The following is a 22,026-nucleotide window of genomic DNA, read 5'->3' as shown; positions in this document are numbered from 1 at the left end:
TAAAACAACGCATGCGAGGGCGTTGATGATGTGGAGTCGGAGATGACGCAGCCTGCAAAGGTCACAGAACCCTCGATGGAGGAGATTCTGGCCTCGATCCGGCGCATCATTGCCGACGACGAGGCAAAGCCTCCGCCGGCCGAGGCCGCCAAGCCCGAGAAGGCTGCTGCGCCCGCCGCGCCAACGAAGCCGCAGGCGATGAACGACATTCCTCCATCCAAGGTCGCTCCGCCCAAACCTGCCGCCGAGAAGCCCGCACCGCCGCCGGCTGCAAAGCCGGCGCCGCCACCTGCGCCGGCGCCCGCGGCGGACGCATCCAACAGCCAGGACGACATCGACGCGTTGCTGGCGGGTCTCGATGCGGCCACGCCTGCGCCTGAGGTCCGCGCGCCAGAGCCCGAGCCCGAGCCGGACGTGCTCGAACTGACCGACGACATGGCGGTGGACCCGACGCCGCCTCCACCGCCGCCGAGCTTCCGCAAGGTCGAGCCACGCGACGATCTCGAATTCGCCGAGCCGCCGCGGCCCGCTCCGCCGCCGTCCTACGCGCCGGTGGACTTCGACGCGCCGCCGCTGCCCCCGCAGCAGCCGATCCTTGCGCAATCGACGGTCTCCGCGGTCGAATCGGCCTTCAACTCCCTGGCCCATACGGTGCTCAGCAGCAACGCGCGGACGCTGGAGGACTTGGTCAAGGAGATGCTGCGGCCGATGCTGAAGTCCTGGCTCGACGACAACCTGCCCGGCCTCGTTGAACGCATCGTGAAGGCCGAAATCGAGCGGGTCTCGCGCGGGGGCCGCTGAAGGCGGCCGAAGGGCCCTCATAAAACCCGGCTTGGGTGTCATATATGGGCCCCGGAACGGGCCCGAAAGCGCTGTCGCCGCCTCGTTTTCCCCGAGCTTTTCGTTGACTTGGCCCCCTCGCGCGGCTTTCTAGCAGCCCCATGATCGAGAAAAATTACCAGCCCGCCGATATCGAAACCCGCATGTCCGTGGTGTGGGAGGACAGCCTTGCGTTCAAGGCTGGCCGGCCCGACCGTCGTGATGCCGTGCCCTTCACCATCGTGATCCCGCCGCCAAACGTGACGGGCTCGCTGCACATGGGCCACGCCCTCAACAACACGCTGCAGGACATCCTTTGCCGGTTTGAGCGCATGCGCGGCCGCGACGTGCTGTGGCAACCCGGCACCGACCATGCCGGCATCGCCACCCAGATGGTGGTCGAGCGGCAGTTGATGGAGCGTCAGCAGCCCGGCCGCCGCGAGATGGGCCGCGAGAAGTTTCTGGAGCGGGTCTGGCAGTGGAAGGCCGAGAGCGGCGATACCATCATCAACCAGCTCAAGCGCCTCGGTGCGTCCTGCGACTGGTCGCGCGAGCGCTTCACCATGGACGAAGGCCTGTCGAAGGCCGTCGTCAAGGTGTTCGTCGAGCTGCACCGCGAGGGCCTGATCTACAAGGACAAGCGGCTGGTGAACTGGGACACCAAGCTGCTGACCGCGATCTCCGATCTCGAAGTGCAGCAGACAGAAGTGAAGGGCCACCTCTGGTATCTGCGCTATCCGATCGAGGGCAAGACGTTCAGCCCCGAGGATCCCTCGAGCTTCATCGTCGTCGCCACCACGCGCCCCGAGACCATGCTCGGCGACACCGGCGTTGCCGTGCATCCGGAGGACGAGCGCTATCAGAAGCTGATCGGCAAGAACGTCGTCCTGCCGCTGGTCGGCCGCAAGATCAAAATCGTCGCCGATGAGTATTCCGATCCCGAGAAGGGATCGGGCGCCGTGAAGGTGACGCCAGCGCACGACTTCAACGATTTCGAGGTCGGCAATCGCCACGGGCTGCGCCGGATCAGCGTGCTCGACAGGGAAGGCTGTCTCGATCTCCTCGACAACGAGGATTATCTGCGCGACCTGCCCGAAGGGGCCGCGCAATTCGCCGAGGAATTCCACAAGGTCGACCGCTTCGCCGCGCGCAAGCGCATCGTCGAGCGGCTGGAATCGTTCGGCTTCGTTGAGCGGATCGAGCCGCACACCCATATGGTGCCGCACGGCGATCGCTCTGGCAGCGTGATCGAGCCCTACCTGACCGACCAGTGGTATGTCGACGCCAAGACGCTGGCGAGACCTGCGATCGCGGCGGTGCGTTCGGGCGAAACAACATTCGTGCCGAAGAACTGGGAAAAGACCTATTACGACTGGATGGAGAACATCCAGCCCTGGTGCATCTCGCGTCAGCTCTGGTGGGGCCACCAGATCCCGGCCTGGTACGGACCAGACGGGAAGGTGTTCGTCGCCGAGACCGAGGAGGAGGCCGTCAGCCACGCGCTCGGCTATTACGTCGAGCAGGAGGTCATCACGCCCGAGCAGGGCCGCGAGATGGCGCTCGACCGCACCAAGCGCGAAGGCTTCATCACGCGCGACGAGGACGTGCTCGACACTTGGTTCTCCTCGGCGCTGTGGCCGTTCTCGACACTCGGCTGGCCCGACGACACGCCCGAGGTGCAGCGCTATTATCCGACCAATGCGCTGGTGACCGGCTTCGACATCATCTTCTTCTGGGTGGCCCGCATGATGATGATGGGCTTACACTTCATGAAGGAGGTGCCGTTCTCGACCGTCTACATCCACGCCCTCGTTCGCGACGAGAAGGGCGCCAAGATGTCGAAGTCGAAGGGCAACGTCATTGATCCGCTCCACCTGATCGACGAATACGGCGCAGACGCGCTGCGCTTCACGCTGGCGGCGATGGCGGCGCAGGGGCGCGACATCAAGCTCGCCACCAGCCGCGTCGAAGGCTACCGCAATTTCGCGACCAAGCTCTGGAACGCGTGCAGATTCGCGGAGATGAACCACTGCGCCTTGCCTGATGGTTTCGAGCCGGCGAAGGCAAAGGAGACGCTGAACCGCTGGATCGCGCATGAGACCGCCCACACCACGCGCGAGGTGACCGAGGCGATCGAGGCCTATCGCTTCAACGATGCCGCCGGCAGCATCTACCGCTTCGTCTGGAACGTCTATTGCGACTGGTATGTCGAACTCGCCAAGCCCGTACTGCTCGGTCCGGACAGCCCCGCCAAGGACGAGACCCGCGCCATGGTCACCTGGGCGCGCGACGAGATATTGAAGCTGCTGCATCCCTTCATGCCCTTCATCACAGAAGAGCTGTGGGAGGTCACGGCCAAACGCGACGGTCTGCTCGCGCTGGCGCCGTGGCCGCTGAGGCCTGTCGAGCCGACGCCGGAGCAGCTCGCAATGCTTGCGGCGACCACAGGGCCGACCGATGCGCTCGTCTCGCCGGCCTGGGTGCTGCCGATCTTCGATCATGCCGACTTCACCGATCCGGCTGCCGAGGCCGAGATCGGCTGGGTAATCGACCTCGTCACGCAGATCCGCTCGGTGCGCGCCGAGATGAACATCGCGCCGGCAACGCTGACGGCGCTGGTGCTCGCAGGCGCTTCGGCCGAAACCAAGGAGCGTGCGCCGCGCTGGACCGACGTCATCAAGCGTATGGCGCGGCTGTCGGACATCTCCTTCGGCGACCGCGCGCCCGACGGCGCTGTCCAGTTGCTGGTGCGCGGTGAGGTCGCCGCGCTGCCGCTGAAGGGCGTGATCGACGTTGCCGCCGAGCGTACACGCCTCGACAAGGAGATCGGCAAGGCCGAAGCCGACATCAAGCGCGCCGAGTCCAAGCTGGCGAACGAGAAGTTCGTCGCCAACGCGGCCGAGGAGGTCGTCGAGGAGGAGCGCGAAAAGCGCGAGGCGGCGGTGGCCCGCAAGGCCAAGCTGCTCGAAGCGATGGAGCGGCTGAAGCAGGCGTCGTAGCCGCGCCGTCATTCCGGGGCGGCTCGAAGAGCCGAACTCCGGTGCGTAATTGCGCACCTGAGAATCTCGAGATTCCGGGTCTGGTCCTTCGGACCATCCCGGAATGACGATCACTTCGGAAACGGCTTGCTCAAAAACTTCGAGCCCCTGATTCCATAGCGCCAGGGCAGTTCGACCGCTTTGGTGATGCCGATGCGGATGCCGGTTGCGACCTCGACATCCTCGGTCCGCGCATGCAGCGCGATGGGAGGCCGATCCAGCGGCAGGGCGTTGTGCGCGATGGTGATGCCGAGCGCCTCGGTCAGCTTGCCGGGGCCCGAGCACAGCGCCTGCACCTCCTGCAGATGCCGGCGTCGGCGCATCGCAGCCAAGCCATGCGTCGGCTCGAGCGCACGGATCAGCACGGCGCTGGCCGAGCCTTCTTCCTCGCAGACGAAGTTCACGCACCAGTGGATGCCATAGGAGCGGTAGACATAGGCAAAGCCGGGCGGGCCAAACATCACCTGGTTCCGCGCCGTCGGCCCGCGATAGGAGTGCGCGGCCGGGTCGGTATGATGATAGGCCTCGACCTCGACGATGATCCCGCCGACGCCGTCGACCAGCATGGTGGCGCCGATCAGGTCGGGCGCGACCTCATGGACGCTGCGGCCGAAAAAGGTCCGCTTCAGCGGCTTGCCAAGCCGTGGCGGTGAAGTGTTCGAGATTGGAGCCATTCGAGGTGAGAATCGCCTGACAACAGAGCAGGATATTGCCCATATCTGCCATGTTCCCTGAAGCGGGGCGAGCCGGGTTGCGATGCCAGGCCAGACCGACTAGGTAGGACCTGAACAGACCGGACACCCCATGGTCGTTATTGTCGATACCATCTCGAACCCGCTGCGCCCGCGCCACCCCGAAAAGGTGAACCGGCCCGATTCCGCTTCGCCGCCGAAGCCGGACTGGATCCGCGTGCGCGCGCCGAACACCCGCGGCTATGCCGACACCCGCACCATCGTCCGGTCGAACGGCCTGCACACGGTGTGCGAGGAGGCGGGTTGCCCGAACATTGGCGAGTGCTGGGACAAGAAGCACGCGACCTTCATGATCATGGGTGACACCTGCACCCGGGCCTGCGCCTTCTGCAACGTCAAGACCGGCCTGCCGAATGCGCTGGATGCGGCCGAGCCGCAGCACGTCGCAGAGGCGACCGCCAAGCTGGGCCTCGCCCACGTCGTGATCACCTCGGTCGACCGCGACGACCTCACGGACGGCGGCGCCGAGCATTTCGCAGAGACCATCCGCGCGATCCGGGCGGCGTGCCCTTCGACCACGATCGAGATCCTGACACCCGACTTCCTGCGCAAGGAAGGCGCGCTCGAAATCGTCGTGGCGGCGAGGCCCGACGTGTTCAACCACAATCTCGAGACGGTGCCGTCGCGCTATCTCACGGTGCGGCCGGGCGCGCGCTATTTCCATTCGATCCGGCTGCTGCAGCGGGTCAAGGAGCTCGATCCCACCATCTTCACCAAGTCCGGAATCATGGTCGGCCTCGGCGAGGAGCGCCATGAGGTGCAGCAGGTGATGGACGATCTGCGCTCGGCCGACGTCGACTTCCTGACCATCGGGCAATATCTGCAGCCGACCCGCAAGCATCACGCGGTGATGCGCTACGTGCCGCCGGACGAGTTCTCGTCCTATGAAAAGATCGCCTACACCAAGGGATTCCTGATGGTGTCGGCGAGCCCGCTCACCCGCTCGTCGCATCATGCCGGCGAGGATTTCGCGAGACTGAAGGCTGCGCGGGCAGCTCACGCCCGCTGACGTACCATGCATCGAGTTTCGAGCAAGCACCGCGTCAACCACAGTGCGTCCGAGATGTTTGATCTGGTCGCCGATGTCGAGCGATACCCGGAATTCGTGCCGCTGTGCAGCGCCCTCAAGGTCCGGCAGCGCATGGCGAAGCCCGACGGCACCGAGGTGCTGATCGCGGACATGACGGTGTCGTTCAAGCTGGTGAGGGAGTCCTTCACCAGCCGCGTGACGCTCGACCGCGCCAATCTGAAGATCCTGGTCGAATATCTGCAAGGTCCGTTCAGGAATCTGGAAAACCGTTGGACGTTCGAGCCCAAGGGTGAGGGCGTCTGCGACGTCGGTTTCTTCCTCGCCTACGAATTCAAGAGCCGCATGCTGGCGATGCTGATGGGCTCGATGTTCGACGCCGCCTTCGCACGGTTTTCCACCGCGTTCGAGAAGCGGGCAGACGCGATCTACGGCCGGCCGAAGCTGGCCTCGACGTAGGCACACTCTTTCCACCGTCATTGCGAGCGTAGCGAAGCAATCCAGAGTCTCTCCGCGCAGGGATTCTGGATTGCTTCGTCGCAAGGGCTCCGCAACCCGCGGTCACCGAGGCCCCGGATTACGCTGCGTTCCATCCGGGTTCTGGAGTTCGTCACGGCCATCGGGCGGATCAATTCGCATCGCGGTGCGTTCTCAACCGACTGTCCGGGTTGGAGCCGCCATGACTATCAATTTCGATACGCTGAAGGCGTCGCTTGTCCTGTACGGCCTGAACGCGATCTACGCGATCCTGCTGCTCGCGGTCGGCTGGTATCTGTCCGGCGCGATGCAGCGCTTCGTCACGCGCGTCCTCAGCGTCACGCACCGCGTCGACCCGCTGGTGACGCTGTTCGTGGGCAGCCTTGCGCGCTATGGCGTCCTCGCCGTCGTCGGCATCGCCGTGCTGCAGCTCTTCGGCATCCAGACGGCAAGCCTCGTCGCCGTGCTGGGCGCGACCTCGCTCGCCATTGGTCTGGCGTTGCAGGGCACGCTGTCCAATCTCGCCGCCGGCGTGATGCTGCTGTTGTTCCGGCCCTTTCACATCGGCGACGACGTCGAGGTCGCGGGCAAGGCGGGCAAGGTGAGGTCGCTGTCGCTGTTCATCACCGAGCTGGTCGCGCCCGACAACACCCAGATCCTGTTGCCGAATGGACAGGTCTGGGGCGCCGCCATCATCAACCACAGCGCCTATCCTGGCACGGGCGAGGTCAAGGTCGCGTTTCCGGTCCCGGCGGGCGCGGCCAATAGGTTGGCCGATCGGATACTCAAGGAATTGCGCAATGACTCCCGGATCGACGATCACGCAGCGCCGGCCGTCTCCGTTACCAAAGTCCTCGATGTCGCCAATCCCACGGCACCGATCCTGGAATTGACGGTCAGCGCGAAGGCGAAACCGTCTGAAGCCGACGCGGTCAAGCAATGCGTGCTGGATCATGCGAGCGCGCTGCTTGCCACGGCGCCCTGAGGCGTTTTATCCCCGCGGCGGACGCGGCGGCCTGCGCTTGACGACGTGCTGGCGCGGCGAGCGGGTGACGCGCGGGCGCAGGCGGCTTGCTGCGGCGCGTTGCGGCTTGGCTGCGACTTGCGGGCCGCGGGCTAGATCCATCAGCATGCGCAGCGCCTCGACGACCGAGCGGGCGCGCACCGCGCTGCGGCCGATGGCGCCGAAGCGGTGCTCGCGGTGGATGATGCGGCCGTCGCGCGCTGCGGCGGCGAAGTGCACGAGACCGACTGGCTTGCCGGGCGTGGCGCCGCCCGGGCCGGCGATGCCGGTGATGGCGACGGCGAGATCGACATCGGCGCGCTCCAGCGCACCGATCGCCATCGCCGTTGCGGTCTCTTTGCTGACGGCGCCGAAATTAGCGAGCGTGCTCGCCTCGACGCCAAGCATCGCGCGCTTTGCCTCGTTGGAATAGGTGACGAAGCCGCGGTCGATCACATCGGACGAGCCGGGAATGTCGGTCAGCGCGCCCGCAACGAGGCCGCCGGTGCAGGATTCGGCGGTCGCGATCGTCAGCTTGCGCATCCGGCACAGATCGAGCAGCGAGCGGGAAAGGGCGCGTGCGTCGCTGCCGCCCATGGCTTACACGCTCCAGGGCAGGCGGATGGTGGCGCTCGCGGTCGCCGCGATGCCTTCCTCACGGCCGGTGAAGCCGAGCCGCTCGCTGGTGGTCGCCTTCACCGCGACGCGCGAGATGTCGACGCCCGAGATCTCGGCAATGCGCGCCCGCATGGTGTCGCGCAAGGGACCGATCTTGGGCCGCTCGCAGATCAGCGTCACCTCGAGATTGGCGACGCGGCCGCCACGCGCCGTGACGCGCTCGATGGCATATTTCAGGAACTGGTCGGACGAGGCGCCCTTCCACTTCGGATCGCTCGGCGGGAAGTGCGAGCCGATGTCGCCGTCGGCGAGCGCGCCGAGAATGGCGTCAACCAGCGCATGCAGGCCGACATCGCCGTCGGAATGAGCCAGGAAGCCCTTGGTGTGCGGCACGCGCACGCCGCAGATCATGACATGGTCGCCTTCGCCGAAGGCGTGCACGTCATAGCCGGTGCCGGTCCTGATGTCGCCGAGCTGCGCGGCCAGGCGCGCTTCCTCGCGCACGAAATCCTCGGGAGTTGTGAGCTTCATGTTGGCAACATCGCCTTCAAAGGTTGCAACCGTCAATCCCGCCCATTCGGCAATCGCGGCATCGTCGGTGAAATCCGCGCGTCCATCCCTTGCCGCGCGACGATGCGCCTCGAGGATGACGTCGAAACGAAAGGATTGCGGCGTCTGTGCGATTCGCAAGGAGGCGCGCTCCGGCGTGGCCTCGACGTTGCCGCCTTCGCCGGTGACTTTGATGGTGTCGGTGACGGGAACGGTGGGGATCGCAGCACCGGTGCGGCTCGCCGCCTCGATCGCGCGCGAGATCACCCCTTCCGAGACGAACGGCCGTGCTGCGTCGTGGATCAGCACGATGTCCGGCCTGTGCTTCGCCAGCGCTTCAAGACCGGCGAGCACCGAAGCCTGCCGCGTTGCGCCCCCATTGGTCGGCGGCTCGTGCCTGAGCCCTGCGACCGCTGCGGTGAACATGGCGCTGTCGTCGGGGTTCACCACAGGCTGCACCGCGAACACGTCAGCGTGACGGCTGAAGGCTTCCATGGCGCGGCGGATCACGGGCACGCCGCCGATCTCGCGATATTGCTTCGGCCCGCCGGCTCCGGCGCGCAATCCGCGCCCGGCTGCGACGAGGACGACCGCGGTGCGCTGTGATTTCGCCATAGGACTCAAATACTCAATTGCCAATGAAAGAGCAGGGGTGATTTGCCGGGATGCCTCTAGCACGGCAGGCCCGCAAAAAAAGGGGGTTTCCCCGGATTGTGGGAAACAGCATTTTGCTGCACTGCACTTGAAAGATCTGCAGAACTGTCTAAACTGTAGGCATGACGCTTGACTGCACAAGAATTGTGCGCAAGATAGATCATGGCAGGCGCGATGAGGCCCTGCCCAGTCAACGAGACCCCTGTGACCGGCTCGGTAGTATCAGGCTCTAAGCCGTTGAAAATAGGCGATATTGAAGTCGCCACCCCGGTCTTCCTGGCACCGATGTCGGGTGTGACTGACTCGCCCGTCCGCCGGCTGGCCGCCGAGCTTGGGGCTGGTCTCGTCGTGTCCGAGATGACCGCGAGCGATGAGCTCGCCAATGGCCACCGGATGTCCCGGTTGCGCTGCGAAGCCACGGGCATCGGCCCACATGTGGTCCAGCTGGCTGGCTGCGAGACACATTGGATGGCCGAAGGCGCCCGGATCGCCGAAGCCGAAGGCGCCGATATCATCGACATCAACATGGGTTGTCCCGCCCGCCACGTCACCGGCGGCCAGTCCGGCTCGGCCTTGATGCGCGACCTCGACCATGCCGTCAGCCTGATCGAGGCGACGATCGCGGCGGTGAAGGTGCCGGTGACGTTGAAGATGCGCCTCGGCTGGGACGACCGCAGCCGCAACGCGCCCGAGCTAGCGCGGCGTGCGGAGGCCGCCGGGGTCAAGCTCGCCACCGTGCACGGCCGCACCCGCTGCCAGTTCTACAAGGGCGAGGCCGATTGGGATGCGATCCGCGCCGTGCGCGAGGCCATCTCCATTCCGCTCGTCGTCAACGGCGACATCACCTCCTACGAGAAGGCGCTCGCGGCATTGGACGCCTCGGGCGCCGACGCCGTGATGATCGGCCGCGGCGCGCAGGGCCAGCCCTGGCTGCCGGGTCAGATCGGTCGCCGTCTGCAGGGCGGAGAAGAGGAAGCCGTGCCCTCGCTCGAAACGCAGCTGCATTATGTCCGCACGCTCTATGACGGCGTTTGTGCGCTCTATGGTCTGCGCATCGGGCTGCGGCACGCCCGCAAGCATCTGGGCTGGGCGCTTGACGTCGCAGCGCAGGCGAGCCGTGCGCCGGCCGAGAAGCTGAAATCCTGGCGGCAGAAGATCCTGGTCTCGGAGGATCCGCGCCTCGTTCACGATTCACTGCAAGACGCCTTCGACGACTTCGCATGGAGCGCTGCTGCATGAGCTCAGCCGCTGAACATCGTCGGCCGCTTCAGTCCGACAGCGACGCAATCCTGGATGCCTTGCCAAACCCCGTGCTCATGATCGGGCCCGACGGCAAGATCGTCGCCGCCAACATCGCCACCGAAGCCTTCTTCGAGATCTCCACGCAATTCCTGAAGCGGCAGTCGCTGAAGGAGCTGGTGCCGTTCGGCAGCCCCTTGCTGGCGCTGATCGACCAGGTGCGCTCCTCGAACTCGCCGGTCAACGAGTACAAGGTCGATCTCGGCACGCCGCGGATGGGCGGCGACCGCCAGGTCGACCTGCATGTCGCGCCGCTCACCGAGCGGCCGGGCCATATCGTGGTGATGCTCCAGGAGCGCACCATCGCCGACAAGATGGATCGGCAGCTCACCCATCGCAGCGCGGCGCGCTCGGTGATAGCGCTAGCAGCAATGCTCGCGCACGAAATCAAGAATCCGCTTTCGGGCATTCGCGGCGCGGCACAGCTGCTGGAGCAGCAGGCCTCGTCCGAGGACCGCATGCTGACGCGGCTGATCTGCGACGAGGCCGACCGCATCGTGACGCTGGTCGATCGCATGGAGGTGTTCGGCGACGAGCGTCCCGTGGTGCGCGGCCCCGTCAACATCCATTCGGTGCTCGATCATGTGAAGCGGCTGGCGCAGTCCGGCTTTGCCCGCAACATCCGCTTCATCGAGGACTACGACCCCTCGCTGCCGCCGGTGCTGGCAAACCAGGACCAGCTGATCCAGGTGTTCCTCAATCTCGTGAAGAACGCCGCCGAAGCGCTGATCGACGTGCCCGACGCCGAGATCCAGCTCACCACCGCGTTCCGTCCCGGCGTGCGCCTGTCAGTCCCCGGTCAAAAATCCCGGGTATCCCTTCCGCTCGAATTCTGTGTGAAGGACAACGGACCCGGCGTGCCCGACGATCTTCTGCCCAACCTGTTCGACCCCTTCGTGACCACCAAGCAGACCGGCTCGGGTCTCGGCCTTGCGCTGGTCGCCAAGATCGTTGGCGATCACGGGGGCATCATCGAATGCGAATCTCAGCCGCGCAAGACCACCTTCCGCGTGCTGATGCCGATGTATTCCACATCGGTCAAACACGCCGATCAAAGCAGTCGCGACGGCTCTGCCGGGAAGTCGTCGCCTGCGTCACAGGGGGCAAAATGAGGATCAACAATGCCCGCAGGTAGCATTCTCGTAGCCGATGACGATACCGCCATCCGCACCGTTCTCAATCAGGCTCTGTCCCGCGCCGGTTACGAAGTGCGGCTGACCGGCAATGCCGCAACGCTATGGCGCTGGGTCAGCCAGGGCGAGGGCGATCTCGTCATCACCGACGTCGTGATGCCGGACGAAAACGCCTTCGACCTGTTGCCGCGGATCAAGAAGATGCGGCCGAACCTGCCCGTCATCGTCATGAGCGCGCAGAACACCTTCATGACGGCGATCCGCGCCTCCGAGCGCGGGGCTTACGAATATCTGCCGAAGCCGTTCGACCTCAAGGAGCTGATCGCGATCGTCGGCCGCGCGCTCGCCGAGCCGAAGGAGCGGACCTCGACGCCGGACGAGGACGCCGAGATGGAGGCGATCCCGCTGGTCGGCCGCTCGCCGGCGATGCAGGAAATCTACCGCGTGCTGGCGCGCCTGATGCAGACCGACCTCACCGTGATGATCACGGGCGAGTCCGGCACCGGCAAGGAGCTGGTGGCGCGCGCGCTGCACGATTACGGCAAGCGCCGCAACGGCCCCTTCGTCGCGGTCAACATGGCGGCAATCCCGCGCGATCTCATCGAGTCCGAATTGTTCGGCCACGAGCGCGGCGCCTTCACCGGCGCCAACACCCGCGCCTCCGGCCGGTTCGAGCAGGCCGAAGGCGGCACGTTGTTCCTGGATGAGATCGGCGACATGCCGATGGAGGCGCAGACGCGATTGCTGCGCGTGCTGCAGCAGGGCGAATACACCACGGTCGGCGGCCGCACCCCGATCAAGACCGACGTGCGCATCGTCGCGGCCTCCAACAAGGACCTGCGCGTGTTGATCCAGCAGGGCTTGTTCCGCGAAGACCTGTTCTTCCGCCTCAACGTCGTTCCGCTGCGGCTGCCGCCCTTGCGCGAGCGCATCGAGGATCTGCCGGACCTCGTGCGGCACTTCTTCACGCTGGCCGAGAAGGACGGATTGCCGCCGAAGAAGCTGGATGCGCTGGCGCTGGAGCGGCTGAAGCAGCACCGCTGGCCCGGCAACGTGCGCGAGCTCGAGAACCTCGCCCGAAGGCTCGCCGCGCTCTATCCGCAGGACGTGATCACGGCCTCCGTCATCGACGGCGAGCTCGCGCCGCCCTCGGTCAGCCCGGGCGCTGCGGTCCAGCAGGGCGTCGACAATCTCGGCGGCGCCGTGGAGGCGTATCTGTCCTCGCACTTTCAGGGCTTCCCGAACGGTGTGCCGCCGCCCGGCCTCTATCACCGCATCCTCAAGGAGATCGAGGTGCCGCTGCTCACGGCGGCGCTCGCCGCCACCCGCGGCAATCAGATCCGCGCCGCGGACCTGCTCGGCCTCAACCGCAACACACTACGGAAGAAGATCCGGGACCTCGACATCCAGGTGTATCGGAGCGGGGGTTAGTTAGTACCGTTGTAGTATTCTGCACCAGAATCGAATCCGGGATCTCGAGATCCCGGGTTCGGTTTGTGGTGAAAAGCAGATTGGCCGATGCAGATGCTTGCCGATCTACACGGCTCTCGGCCAATAGCCGCTCAAGCACTGCGAGTTGTCGACGGATCTCTCGCTCGACCATAGAGGCTGCATTAACCGAGCCTCCGATCGGCACTAGAGGTGGAGATGATTGCATTCCTTGAAGTTGATGCCGCTTAGCGGCAATTCGCGCACGCAGAATATCGCTGTAGTCGGACATAGCTGTCCTCCTCTCTGATTGATAGGTTGCGATATTCGAACTGCCCAAGCGGCCCGCTTGGGTCCCGTCGATCAGGCGATCTACGGCGCGCAGACCGTTGCGATAGCTTTGGCGGTCGCAAAGCGGAACCAATCTACCAAGATCACTATACCAGAACCTCGGGGATGCATCCAATGGCTCATGATCTGAGGGACGCCGTTGATCTAAATTTGTACTCGTCAGCACCTGTGGCGGCAGCCACGGCGACGCGAAGATCGGCGTCGTCGCTGCGACAAGAGCGCAACAACGAAGTGACAGCTGGCCAACTAGTCCTTTCGCGCCCGGAACATCAGCATCGTCAAAAAGACTCTCTTCTGTTCAGGCGTGCTTGATGCAAACCATTCCATTGCTTGCCGAGCCTCGGAAACAGCCAGCCGAACTTCGCTAGGCGAGTATGTCGCGCCGGGGTCATAGTCCGCCTTAATGCGCAGTTCATAAAGGTTATAAGTCACGCGCGCGAATTGGGATATGTCGCCAAAGCCGCCTGAAAGCTTGATCGGAACGTCTCCCGGCTTGGTCCCCCGAAGCTGGTCGCACAAGCCGCGCAGGCGCGTGTGGTCAATGCTGCGGTAGACCAGCAAATATTCAGGAGTCGCCCTTGACGTGGCTCCGACGACCATGTCGGCCGCGGCAGTCAAGCAGAAGTGGAACACGGCGTAATAGGCTGCGGAGAGAGCCCGTCGCAGATCAATCTGCGTCGGACTTGCATTCCCGGCCAAGCCGTCAGCATGAATCAGCAGTTCGTCAGGAGCCAGAGACACCTACTTCCTCGTACCGCACAATCGGAAGCCGGTCGTCTCCTCGATCAGCCAATTCTCGAATAAGCTCAGAAACGGTTCGCGCGGAGGGGCGCCCCATTATTGCGGTCGACGAACCCTGGGTAATCACCAGCTTGATCTCGACGGCCGAATGGCCGGTCGAATCTATTGCAGGCGCAGTCTGGACGTCGGCGATGCTCACGCCATTCGCCGAAGCCACACTTTTCGCAATTCTTACTAACTCTTGATCAGGCAAATCAGCCATGGAGAGCCCCTCCCTCCATCCAGCATAGTCTCTTTTGTGGGAATTGTCGCGAGGCGACGGTAGCGCTGTGGCAAGCACGGCCGCTGTCGCAAGCAGGATCCAAGCGGGCTGTGCGTCGGGACTGCGGAACGCGGAGGTGAGCGAGGCACTGAACGCCAGCGCCCGCGAGAAGAACCCGAGCCGCTGGCCGGTGGCTCAGCTCCCCCTACCAAGGCAGAGCTGAGCCTGTCCGGATCGCGCTGGCCGTTGTGGCTGACGCGGTGAGCAGAAGTCCTGAGGGGACTGTAATGTTCCACCCGCACATTCAAATTGGTCATTCCGGCCGCAACGCGGCCATCACATCTATCTGACCAGTCCGCCGGATGCCGGCACCACGCTCGCGACATTCAGAGGCGGCTGCTGCAGACCGAGGCCGTTGACCAGGAGGTCGGCGGCCACGATCAGCAGCAGAACGGCCGAAACCATCGTCGCGAGAAAAATCCTATCCATGCGGATCAAGCCGGAATGGTGGGCATCCGTTCCACCTCGGCGGCATCTGCCTGTGGATTGTGCTGGCCGGCCGCGGAGATAGCGCCGCGGAATTGTCGCAATTCGGCAACAATGTGGTACGAATACATCAGTATCCGCGCGTCCGCGGACCCGTTTTCAGCATCATTGCCGGAATGACCAGCGCAGATACCTCGGCCGCACACTTTGACACGGCCCCAGCGGAAGAGCCCCGGCGTTGGTCGGTGCGACGCTGGCTGGCGCCCTTTGCCGTCGCGCTGGCACTGCTGTCGGCCTTCCTGACCTTCCTGGTCCTGACGGGTCTGAGCACGATCGAGCCGACGCCCGGGGTGGTCCGCACATTTTATCTGATCAATGCCGCCACGATCCTGCTGCTGGTGGGGATCATCGTCCGGGAACTCTGGCAGCTGATCCTGGCGCGGCGGCGGGGCAGGGCGGCGGCGCGTCTCCACGTCCAGATCGTCAGCCTGTTCTCGATCGTGGCGGTGCTGCCGGCGGTGCTGGTCGCCGTCGTCGCCAATGTCACCATCGAGCGCGGCCTCGACCGGCTGTTCTCCGGGCCGACCAAGGAGGTGATCCAGAACTCGCTAACGATCGCGCGGGCCTATATGCAGGACCATGCGCAGCTGATCCGCGGCGACATTCTCGGCATGGCCAACGACATCGCTCATGCCCGGCCACTCTACGACCAGGATCGCCGCTCGTTTCGCGAGATGCTGACGGCGAGCGCCGCGTCCCGCAACCTGCCGGGCGCGATGATCATCGACAAGAACACCAACATCCTGGAATCCGCCGACACCGGCATGCGGCTCGCTTATTCGCCGCCCGCGCCGGACTTTCTCAGTAACGTCAACGAGAACGAGCCCGAAATCGCGGTGCTTCCCGATGCGAGCTTCGTCGCTGCGGTGATCCGCCTGCGCGCCTTCAGCGACACCTTCCTCTATGTCGCCAGGCCACTTGATCCGAATGTCGTCAATCAGCTTAAGCAGACCGAGGTCAGCGTCGCCGAATACGCCCAGATCGAATCGCGCAGGCTCGGCATCCAGGTCGCCTTCGCGCTGATGTTCGCGGTGATCGCGCTGACGATCCTCATGGCTTCGGTGCTGATCGGGCTGAACTTCGCCAACTCGCTGGTGGCGCCGATCCGGCGGCTGATGAACGCTGCCCATACGGTTTCGACCGGCGACCTCCATGTGAAGGTGCCGGTGCATCAGTCGGAAGGGGACCTCGCCCAGCTGGGCGAGACCTTCAACAAGATGACGCAGGAATTGCGCAGCCAGCGCGACGAGCTGGTCAATGCCAGCGACCTCATCGACAGCCGTCGCCGCTTCATCGAGGCGGTGCTGTCATCGGCGAGCGCCGGCATCATCGGCGTCGACGAGTCCGGCAGCGTCGGCATCCTCAATCGCTCCGCCGAGAAGCTGATCGGGCACTCCGAAGCCGAGACGCTCGGCCATCCGCTCTCGGACGTGCTTCCCGAGCTCGACGAGATGATGAAGACGGCGCGGGAAGGAACCCAGCGCCTGGTGCAGGGCCAGATCACGATCACCCGCGACGGCACCGAGCGCAACCTGTCGGTCCGCGTCAGCGCCGAGAAGAACCAGCCGCACGACAGCTACATCATCACACTCGACGACATCACCGAGCTGGTCTCTGCGCAACGCACCTCGGCCTGGGGCGACGTGGCGCGCCGCATCGCGCATGAGATCAAGAACCCACTGACGCCGATCCAGCTCTCGGCCGAGCGCATCCGCCGCAAGTTCGGCAAGACCATCACCGAGGACAAGGACAAGCAGATCTTCGACCAGTGCACCGACACCATCGTCCGCCAGGTCGACGACATCAGGCGCATGGTCGACGAGTTCTCGCGTTTTGCGCGGATGCCCAAGCCGGTGATGGAGGGCGAGGACGTCGCCGACACGGTGCGCCAGGCCGTCTTCTTGATGAAGGTCGCCCATCCCGAAATCGACATCGAGGCCGAGTTCAAGCAGGATCCGCTGCGCGCGCAGTTCGATCGGCGCCTGATCTCGCAGGCGGTCACCAACATCGTCAAGAACGCCACCGAGGCGATCGAGCAGGTCCCGCCCGAGGAGCTCGGCAAGGGCCGTATCGACGTCGTCGTGTCGCGCGAGGGCGACGACGTGCTGATCGACGTCATCGACAACGGCATCGGCCTGCCCAAGGTCGCGCGCTCGCGCCTGCTCGAGCCTTACGTCACCACGCGCGCCAAAGGCACCGGGCTCGGGCTTGCGATCGTCGGCCGCGTGCTGGAAGACCATGGCGGGCGGATCGAGCTGAAGGACGCCTCCGACTTCCGCCCAGGTCAGCGCGGCGCCTGGATGCGCATGCGCTTTGCCGTGTCAGGGCAACCCGCGAAGTCCGCGACAACGGAGCAAGTGCCGGCGGTCAACGACGCGACCGGGACAACCTCCAAGCCCGACATCACGCAAACGGCGGCGGAATCCGTCGAGACCCAGGAAACAAAAGAGCCGGCCGCCGGAACCAAAGAGCCGGCTGAAAAGACCAATGATTCAACCAAAATCGAAGCCTCAACAGGCAGCTGACAAGACAGGCGCGATCCATGGCAAGTGAAATTCTGATTGTCGATGACGAGGCCGATATTCGCGATCTCGTTGCGGGCATTCTCGAAGACGAGGGGTTCGTCACGAGGACCGCACGTGACAGCGACACTGCGCTCGCCGAGATTGCCAATCGCAGGCCGCATCTGGTGTTTCTCGATATCTGGCTGCAAGGCTCCAAGCTCGACGGCCTGCAGCTCCTGGAGCAGGTCAAGAAGGATAATGCCGATCTGCCCGTCGTGATGATCTCCGGCCACGGCAACATCGAGACCGCGGTCGCCGCGATCAAGCGCGGCGCCTACGACTTCATCGAGAAGCCGTTCAAGGCCGACCGCCTCATCCTGGTCGCGACCAGAGCGCTGGAGAACTCGCGGCTGAAGCGCGAGGTCAAGGAGCTGAAGCAGCTCGCCCCGAGCGCCAGCCAGCTGGTCGGCCGCTCGCCCAGCATGAACCAGCTGCGCCAGACCATCGAGCGCGCGGCTAAGGCCAACAGCCGCATCCTGATCGTCGGCCCCGCCGGCGCCGGCAAGGAGCTGACCGCGCGCACGCTGCATGCCGCCTCGGGCCGCGCCGACGGTCCGTTCGTCGTCATCAACGCCGCCGCGATCACGCCCGAGCGGATGGAGCATGAGCTGTTCGGCGTCGAGCAGTCCAATGGCGAGCAGCCGCGCAAGCCCGGCGCGCTCGAAGAGGCACATGGCGGCACGCTGTTCATCGACGAGATCGCGGACATGCCGCGCGAGACCCAGAACAAGATCCTGCGCGTGCTGGTGGAGCAGTCGTTCCAGCGCGTCGGCGGCACCGCCAAGGTGCAGGTCGACGTGCGCATCATCTCATCGACCGCACGCAATCTCGAAGAGGAGATCGCGGCCGGCCGTTTCCGCGAGGACCTCTACCACCGGCTCTCGGTGGTGCCGATTCGCGTTCCCGCACTGTCGGAGCGGCGCGAGGACATTCCCGAACTGATCGACTATTTCATGGAGCAGATCTCGGCCGGCAGCGGCCTGCCCAAGCGCCAGATCGGTCAGGACGCGATGGCGGTGCTGCAATCGCATGTCTGGCCCGGCAATGTGCGCCAGCTCCGCAATAACGTTGAAAGAGTCATGATTCTGGCCGCCGGCGGGCCCGAGGTCATCATCACCGCCGATATGCTGCCGCAGGATGTCGGCTCGATGGTGCCGGCGATGCCGACCAGCAACAATGGCGAGCACATCATGGGCCTGCCGCTGCGCGAAGCACGCGAGGTGTTCGAGCGCGACTATTTGATTGCGCAGATCAGCCGTTTCTCAGGAAATATTTCTCGAACGGCCGAGTTCGTTGGCATGGAACGTTCGGCCCTGCACCGGAAGTTGAAAGCGCTCGGCGTCGGCTAGTGCTGCGACGCTGCGGCGGCATCTCGGAAATAGGCGAAGAAAATCATCGATTTCCGTAATTTTTCGGGGCAATAGGGCCGGGCCTGCCGCTTGAAGCGGCTTGCCTAATATCCCGACCTGTCCTCTAATCGAACCGCTGTTCCTTCCGAGGGGGATCTCATGAAGGACGGCAACCGGAGGAGGCCCCGAACTCCACAAAGAGGGCCGCATCCGGCGCAATAAAAAGAAACTCAAAGCGAGAAAAAAACAATGGCGGCAGACCGCGCACAAAACCTACAGGACACCTTCCTTAATCACGTTCGCAAAACCAAGACGCCACTGACGATCTTTCTGGTCAACGGAGTGAAGCTCCAGGGCATCGTGACCTGGTTCGACAATTTCTGTTTGCTGCTTCGGCGCGACGGTCATTCGCAGCTCGTCTACAAGCATGCGATCTCGACCATCATGCCGGGCGCTCCGATTCAGTTGTTCGAAGGCGGCGAGGACCAGCCGGCTTGAGAGTGACCTGATTGGAACCCCGGAATTTCGACGGGGATGTCGACCGTCCGCGGTCGGCAGGGGCTACGCAGACGGGGCGGGTGCTTGTCATCGGCCCCTACTTGCGCGTGCGTGCGGGCAGCGCCGACGCGGAATCGGAGACTCATGCCCTGCGAGATACCGAGGCCCGGCTCGATGAAGCCGTCGGCCTCGCGCGTGCGATCGATCTCGTCATCGCCGACGCCATCGTCGCACCGGTCAGCCAGATCCGGCCCGCGACCTATATCGGTAAGGGCAAGGTCGAGGAGATCGCCGGGCTGATCAAGACCCTCGAGGTCGAGCTCGTGGTCATGGATTGCGCGTTGTCGCCGATCCAGCAGCGCAACCTCGAGAAGGAATGGCACGCCAAGGTGCTCGACCGCACCGGGCTCATTCTCGAAATCTTCGGCCGCCGCGCCAAGACCAGGGAAGGCTCGCTGCAGGTCGACCTTGCCCATCTCAACTACCAGCGCTCGCGCCTGGTGCGCTCCTGGACCCATCTCGAACGCCAGCGCGGCGGTTTCGGCTTCATGGGCGGGCCCGGCGAGACCCAGATCGAGGCCGACCGCCGCCTGATCCAGGAGCGCATCTCCAAGCTGGAGAGCGAGCTGAAAAAGGTGCAGGCGACGCGGCGGCTGCATCGCGCCGGTCGCCAACGCGTGCCGTATCGTGTCGTCGCGCTGGTCGGCTACACCAATGCCGGCAAGTCGACGCTGTTCAATCGCCTGACCCGCGCCGACGTGCAGGCGGCCGACATGCTGTTTGCGACGCTCGATCCCACCTTGCGGGCGCTCACCCTGCCGCATGGCGGCAAGGCGATGCTGTCGGACACCGTCGGCTTCATCTCCAACCTCCCGACGCAGCTCGTCGCCGCCTTCCGCGCCACCCTGGAGGAGGTGCTGGAGGCCGACGTCATCCTGCATGTCCGCGACATCTCGCATGAAGACGCCGAGGCGCAGCAGAGCGACGTCGACGCGGTGCTGCGCCAGCTCGGCATCAACCCGGACGATTCCGGCCGCATCATCGAGGTCTGGAACAAGATCGACCGTTTCGCCCCCGAACAACGCGAAGAGCTGCTCAACATCGCCGCGCGCAGGCCCGAGGATCATCCGGCGATGCTGGTGTCAGCCGTGTCGGGCGAGGGCATCGATGCTCTGCTCGCCGCGATCGAACAACGGCTCGCTGCGAAACGAACCACGCTCGATCTCTCCATCGACGCCGCTGACGGCGCCGGCATCAGCTGGCTGCACCGCAATGCCGAGGTGCTGTCGAAGGAGCTGCACGACGGCCGCTTCGACATGACCGTGCGGGTGGACGAGACCAAGCGGGACATTGTGGTCAACAGGTTCGATGCCGTGCCGCATCACGCCACATAACCGCGGGACGCACATTGGTGCGCGGCTTCGGCCGCGTCCTGCAGGCGATCGATCACACGCGCCGTGTGATCGGCACATCAGAACGGAATGGTCAGGCCCGGATGTTTGGCTTGCGCCTTGGTATAGGCGACACCGTGAACCTTGATCCCGCGCTGGTCCAGCAACGAGATGATTCCGCCCTGGTTCGATAATTCCATGGGCTTCTGCACGACCACGGCAAGCGTGCCTCCGGCCGCGATCTTTCCCGACAGAGCCATTTTCTTCTTCTGCTTGTCGGCCAGCATCCAACCGGTGAGATCGATGTCGCGATCGGCCGTATTGAGCAGTGTGACGACTTCGCGCTCCGGCGTCTTCACGGCGTTGACGAGTGCCGCAACGATGCGCACGAGCCCATCCGGCATTTCCCCTGTCGGAGGGGCCGTCGGATCCAGCGGCCTCGTCGGCGTCCCGCCGCCGAGGTCGATCGGATGACCGGTCTCGTCGTCAGTGTGCCAAGCCTGCGTCTGGAATTTGAGGAAGACCGCCGTCCATAGATTCCGCTCCGGGAATTCGAACACGAGCCCGCCGTCCTGCCACGGCCCGTTGTCGCCCGAGAACCTTCCGACGGGATTTCCCTGGTTCATATGGATATCGTGAATGCCGCGTCCCGGCCGGAAGCCGAAATAATTGTCCGCCTTGGTCTCGGGGCCCCATGTCTCGCCGAACGCGTAGACCATCGCGCTTTCGTCCGAGAGTGCGCGCTGGACGAACTGATCAAGCTTCTCGTTGAGGTCGTTGTCCGGCCCAGGCACGGACACCGGCAGCGGCACCATCTCCTGGGGCTGCATCAGATTACCGCGGATGAAGTCCAGCGCAATGCTGCCGGGCTGGGCGGGCTGCGGGTGCAGCCCCTCCGGGAGTGCCGCAAGTCGTTCGGTGATCGGATGGACGAAACGAGATCGCACCAGAAATTCGACTTCGCTGCCGTCGGCCGACTGCACGTTCACGGCAATGCGGAAATCTTCATCGCCGGCCACGATATGGACCTGATAGTGCGGCGACCTGCCGGTGCCGAAACGCATCGCAATCGGGCGTCCCTTGAGGACTGAATAATGTTTCAATGGCATCGCACTTCACCTGCCGTAGGGTGGCTGCGTCAGGATTATCATACAACTTTAGACTGTCTGCGGTGACAATTTCATGGCGGCGGCTTGACGCATCTCTCCGTACGAGCCGCCCGAGCCGGTGAATCGGGGTACATTGCTGACCGATCGGCGATGGGATGGTGCTGCCCTCTCTCTCTGCCACCGCACCTGGCTAAGTGGCGGTCTTCGCTGCATTCCACAACGCGTCCATCTCCGCCAGCGAGGCCTGCTCGAGTGTCCGGCCCTGCGCCTCCAGCGCCCGCTCGATATAGGCAAAGCGCCGCTCGAATTTCGCGTTGGTCGCACGCAGGGCGCTTTCCGGATCGGCGTCTACGTGGCGGGCGAGGTTGACGAGGGCGAACATCAGGTCGCCGGTCTCTTCCGCCAGGCCCGCGCGGTC

The 22,026-nt window shown here is 64.6% G+C and carries 19 protein-coding genes and 1 pseudogene; 12 read left to right on the top strand and 8 right to left on the bottom strand.

Annotation, left to right across the window (positions count from 1 at the left end; all coding sequences use genetic code 11):
• The first annotated feature begins 42 nt into the window (after positions 1 to 42).
• Both HZZ16_RS25260 and HZZ16_RS25255 read left to right on the top strand, forming a co-directional pair.
• Positions 43 to 801 carry a PopZ family protein gene (locus HZZ16_RS25260; protein ID WP_197952573.1) on the top strand — a complete coding sequence of 253 codons (759 nt, stop codon included), beginning with the start codon at positions 43 to 45 and terminating at the stop codon, positions 799 to 801.
• Positions 802 to 941: 140 nt separating this feature from the next.
• Complete coding sequence (locus HZZ16_RS25255) at positions 942 to 3,818, top strand: valine--tRNA ligase (protein WP_197952572.1); 2,877 nt, start codon at positions 942 to 944, stop codon at positions 3,816 to 3,818.
• 110 nt (positions 3,819 to 3,928) lie between these two features.
• Here HZZ16_RS25255 and HZZ16_RS25250 read toward each other — a convergent pair whose 3' ends face one another.
• Positions 3,929 to 4,531: a DNA-3-methyladenine glycosylase gene (locus HZZ16_RS25250; protein WP_197952571.1), complete on the bottom strand. Its 603-nt coding sequence runs from the start codon at positions 4,529 to 4,531 to the stop codon at positions 3,929 to 3,931.
• Between the two features lie 130 nt (positions 4,532 to 4,661).
• Between HZZ16_RS25250 and lipA the strand changes: the two genes are divergently transcribed.
• From lipA to HZZ16_RS25235, 3 genes are all read left to right on the top strand, one after another.
• Positions 4,662 to 5,618, top strand: a complete 957-nt coding sequence (lipA, locus tag HZZ16_RS25245) for a lipoyl synthase (RefSeq protein ID WP_197952570.1) — start codon at positions 4,662 to 4,664, stop codon at positions 5,616 to 5,618.
• Between the two features lie 6 nt (positions 5,619 to 5,624).
• The gene (locus tag HZZ16_RS25240) at positions 5,625 to 6,095 is read left to right on the top strand and encodes a type II toxin-antitoxin system RatA family toxin (protein WP_197952569.1); all 471 of its coding nucleotides are present in this window, start codon (positions 5,625 to 5,627) and stop codon (positions 6,093 to 6,095) included.
• Between the two features lie 220 nt (positions 6,096 to 6,315).
• On the top strand, positions 6,316 to 7,098 hold the full coding sequence (locus tag HZZ16_RS25235; protein WP_197952568.1) for a mechanosensitive ion channel family protein: 783 nt from the start codon (positions 6,316 to 6,318) through the stop codon (positions 7,096 to 7,098).
• A 6-nt stretch (positions 7,099 to 7,104) separates the two neighbouring features.
• On the opposite strand, the gene HZZ16_RS25230 is transcribed toward HZZ16_RS25235, so the two are convergent.
• Together HZZ16_RS25230 and HZZ16_RS25225 are read right to left on the bottom strand one after the other, a co-directional pair.
• Positions 7,105 to 7,713, bottom strand: coding sequence for a CinA family protein (locus HZZ16_RS25230; protein WP_197952567.1), 609 nt, complete (start codon positions 7,711 to 7,713; stop codon positions 7,105 to 7,107).
• Positions 7,714 to 7,716: 3 nt separating this feature from the next.
• Complete coding sequence (locus tag HZZ16_RS25225; RefSeq protein ID WP_197952566.1) at positions 7,717 to 8,898, bottom strand: bifunctional 2-C-methyl-D-erythritol 4-phosphate cytidylyltransferase/2-C-methyl-D-erythritol 2,4-cyclodiphosphate synthase; 1,182 nt, start codon at positions 8,896 to 8,898, stop codon at positions 7,717 to 7,719.
• Positions 8,899 to 9,174: 276 nt separating this feature from the next.
• Here HZZ16_RS25225 and dusB point away from each other — a divergent pair, with 276 nt between their 5' ends.
• Genes dusB through ntrC form a run of 3 tightly spaced genes read left to right on the top strand, consistent with a single transcriptional unit; the run spans position 9,175 to position 12,800 of the window.
• Complete coding sequence (gene dusB, locus HZZ16_RS25220) at positions 9,175 to 10,176, top strand: tRNA dihydrouridine synthase DusB (protein WP_197952565.1); 1,002 nt, start codon at positions 9,175 to 9,177, stop codon at positions 10,174 to 10,176.
• Positions 10,173 to 11,348, top strand: a complete 1,176-nt coding sequence (locus HZZ16_RS25215) for a two-component system sensor histidine kinase NtrB (protein ID WP_172788966.1) — start codon at positions 10,173 to 10,175, stop codon at positions 11,346 to 11,348. The genes dusB and HZZ16_RS25215 overlap by 4 nt, the downstream gene beginning before the upstream one ends.
• A 9-nt stretch (positions 11,349 to 11,357) precedes the next feature.
• Positions 11,358 to 12,800 carry a nitrogen regulation protein NR(I) gene (gene ntrC / locus HZZ16_RS25210; protein WP_122403283.1) on the top strand — a complete coding sequence of 481 codons (1,443 nt, stop codon included), beginning with the start codon at positions 11,358 to 11,360 and terminating at the stop codon, positions 12,798 to 12,800.
• A 594-nt stretch (positions 12,801 to 13,394) separates the two neighbouring features.
• Here the strand turns inward: ntrC and HZZ16_RS25205 are convergent.
• From HZZ16_RS25205 to HZZ16_RS25195, 3 genes are all read right to left on the bottom strand, one after another.
• Complete coding sequence (locus tag HZZ16_RS25205; protein ID WP_197952564.1) at positions 13,395 to 13,889, bottom strand: HEPN domain-containing protein; 495 nt, start codon at positions 13,887 to 13,889, stop codon at positions 13,395 to 13,397.
• Positions 13,873 to 14,151 carry a hypothetical protein gene (locus HZZ16_RS25200; protein WP_197952563.1) on the bottom strand — a complete coding sequence of 93 codons (279 nt, stop codon included), beginning with the start codon at positions 14,149 to 14,151 and terminating at the stop codon, positions 13,873 to 13,875. The genes HZZ16_RS25205 and HZZ16_RS25200 overlap by 17 nt, the downstream gene beginning before the upstream one ends.
• 342 nt (positions 14,152 to 14,493) lie before the next feature.
• Complete coding sequence (locus tag HZZ16_RS25195; RefSeq protein WP_167361662.1) at positions 14,494 to 14,640, bottom strand: hypothetical protein; 147 nt, start codon at positions 14,638 to 14,640, stop codon at positions 14,494 to 14,496.
• 173 nt (positions 14,641 to 14,813) lie between these two features.
• Between HZZ16_RS25195 and HZZ16_RS25190 the strand changes: the two genes are divergently transcribed.
• The 4 genes from HZZ16_RS25190 to hflX all read left to right on the top strand — a co-directional run bounded on the left by HZZ16_RS25190 (position 14,814) and on the right by hflX (position 20,502).
• A complete protein-coding gene (locus HZZ16_RS25190) occupies positions 14,814 to 17,222 on the top strand; it encodes a sensor histidine kinase (RefSeq protein ID WP_197952562.1) in 2,409 nt (802 codons plus the stop codon).
• 17 nt (positions 17,223 to 17,239) lie between these two features.
• Entirely contained in the window at positions 17,240 to 18,610 is a 1,371-nt protein-coding gene (ntrX, locus tag HZZ16_RS25185) for a nitrogen assimilation response regulator NtrX (protein ID WP_197952561.1), read from the top strand.
• A gap of 249 nt (positions 18,611 to 18,859) precedes the next feature.
• A complete protein-coding gene (gene hfq, locus HZZ16_RS25180) occupies positions 18,860 to 19,108 on the top strand; it encodes an RNA chaperone Hfq (RefSeq protein WP_007591126.1) in 249 nt (82 codons plus the stop codon).
• An 11-nt stretch (positions 19,109 to 19,119) separates the two neighbouring features.
• Entirely contained in the window at positions 19,120 to 20,502 is a 1,383-nt protein-coding gene (gene hflX, locus HZZ16_RS25175) for a GTPase HflX (RefSeq protein ID WP_197952560.1), read from the top strand.
• 77 nt (positions 20,503 to 20,579) lie between these two features.
• On the opposite strand, the gene HZZ16_RS25170 is transcribed toward hflX, so the two are convergent.
• Both HZZ16_RS25170 and HZZ16_RS25165 read right to left on the bottom strand, forming a co-directional pair.
• On the bottom strand, positions 20,580 to 21,608 hold the full coding sequence (locus HZZ16_RS25170) for a DUF2278 family protein (RefSeq protein WP_197952559.1): 1,029 nt from the start codon (positions 21,606 to 21,608) through the stop codon (positions 20,580 to 20,582).
• Between the two features lie 190 nt (positions 21,609 to 21,798).
• Positions 21,799 to 22,026: pseudogene (locus HZZ16_RS25165) on the bottom strand (nucleoside triphosphate pyrophosphohydrolase); the annotation flags it as partial.

It is taken from the genome of Bradyrhizobium glycinis, from assembly GCF_016031655.1.
Taxonomy (GTDB): domain Bacteria; phylum Pseudomonadota; class Alphaproteobacteria; order Rhizobiales; family Xanthobacteraceae; genus Bradyrhizobium; species Bradyrhizobium glycinis.
Note: the sequence above shows the minus strand (reverse complement) of the source record. Positions and strands in the feature narration are given on the sequence as shown.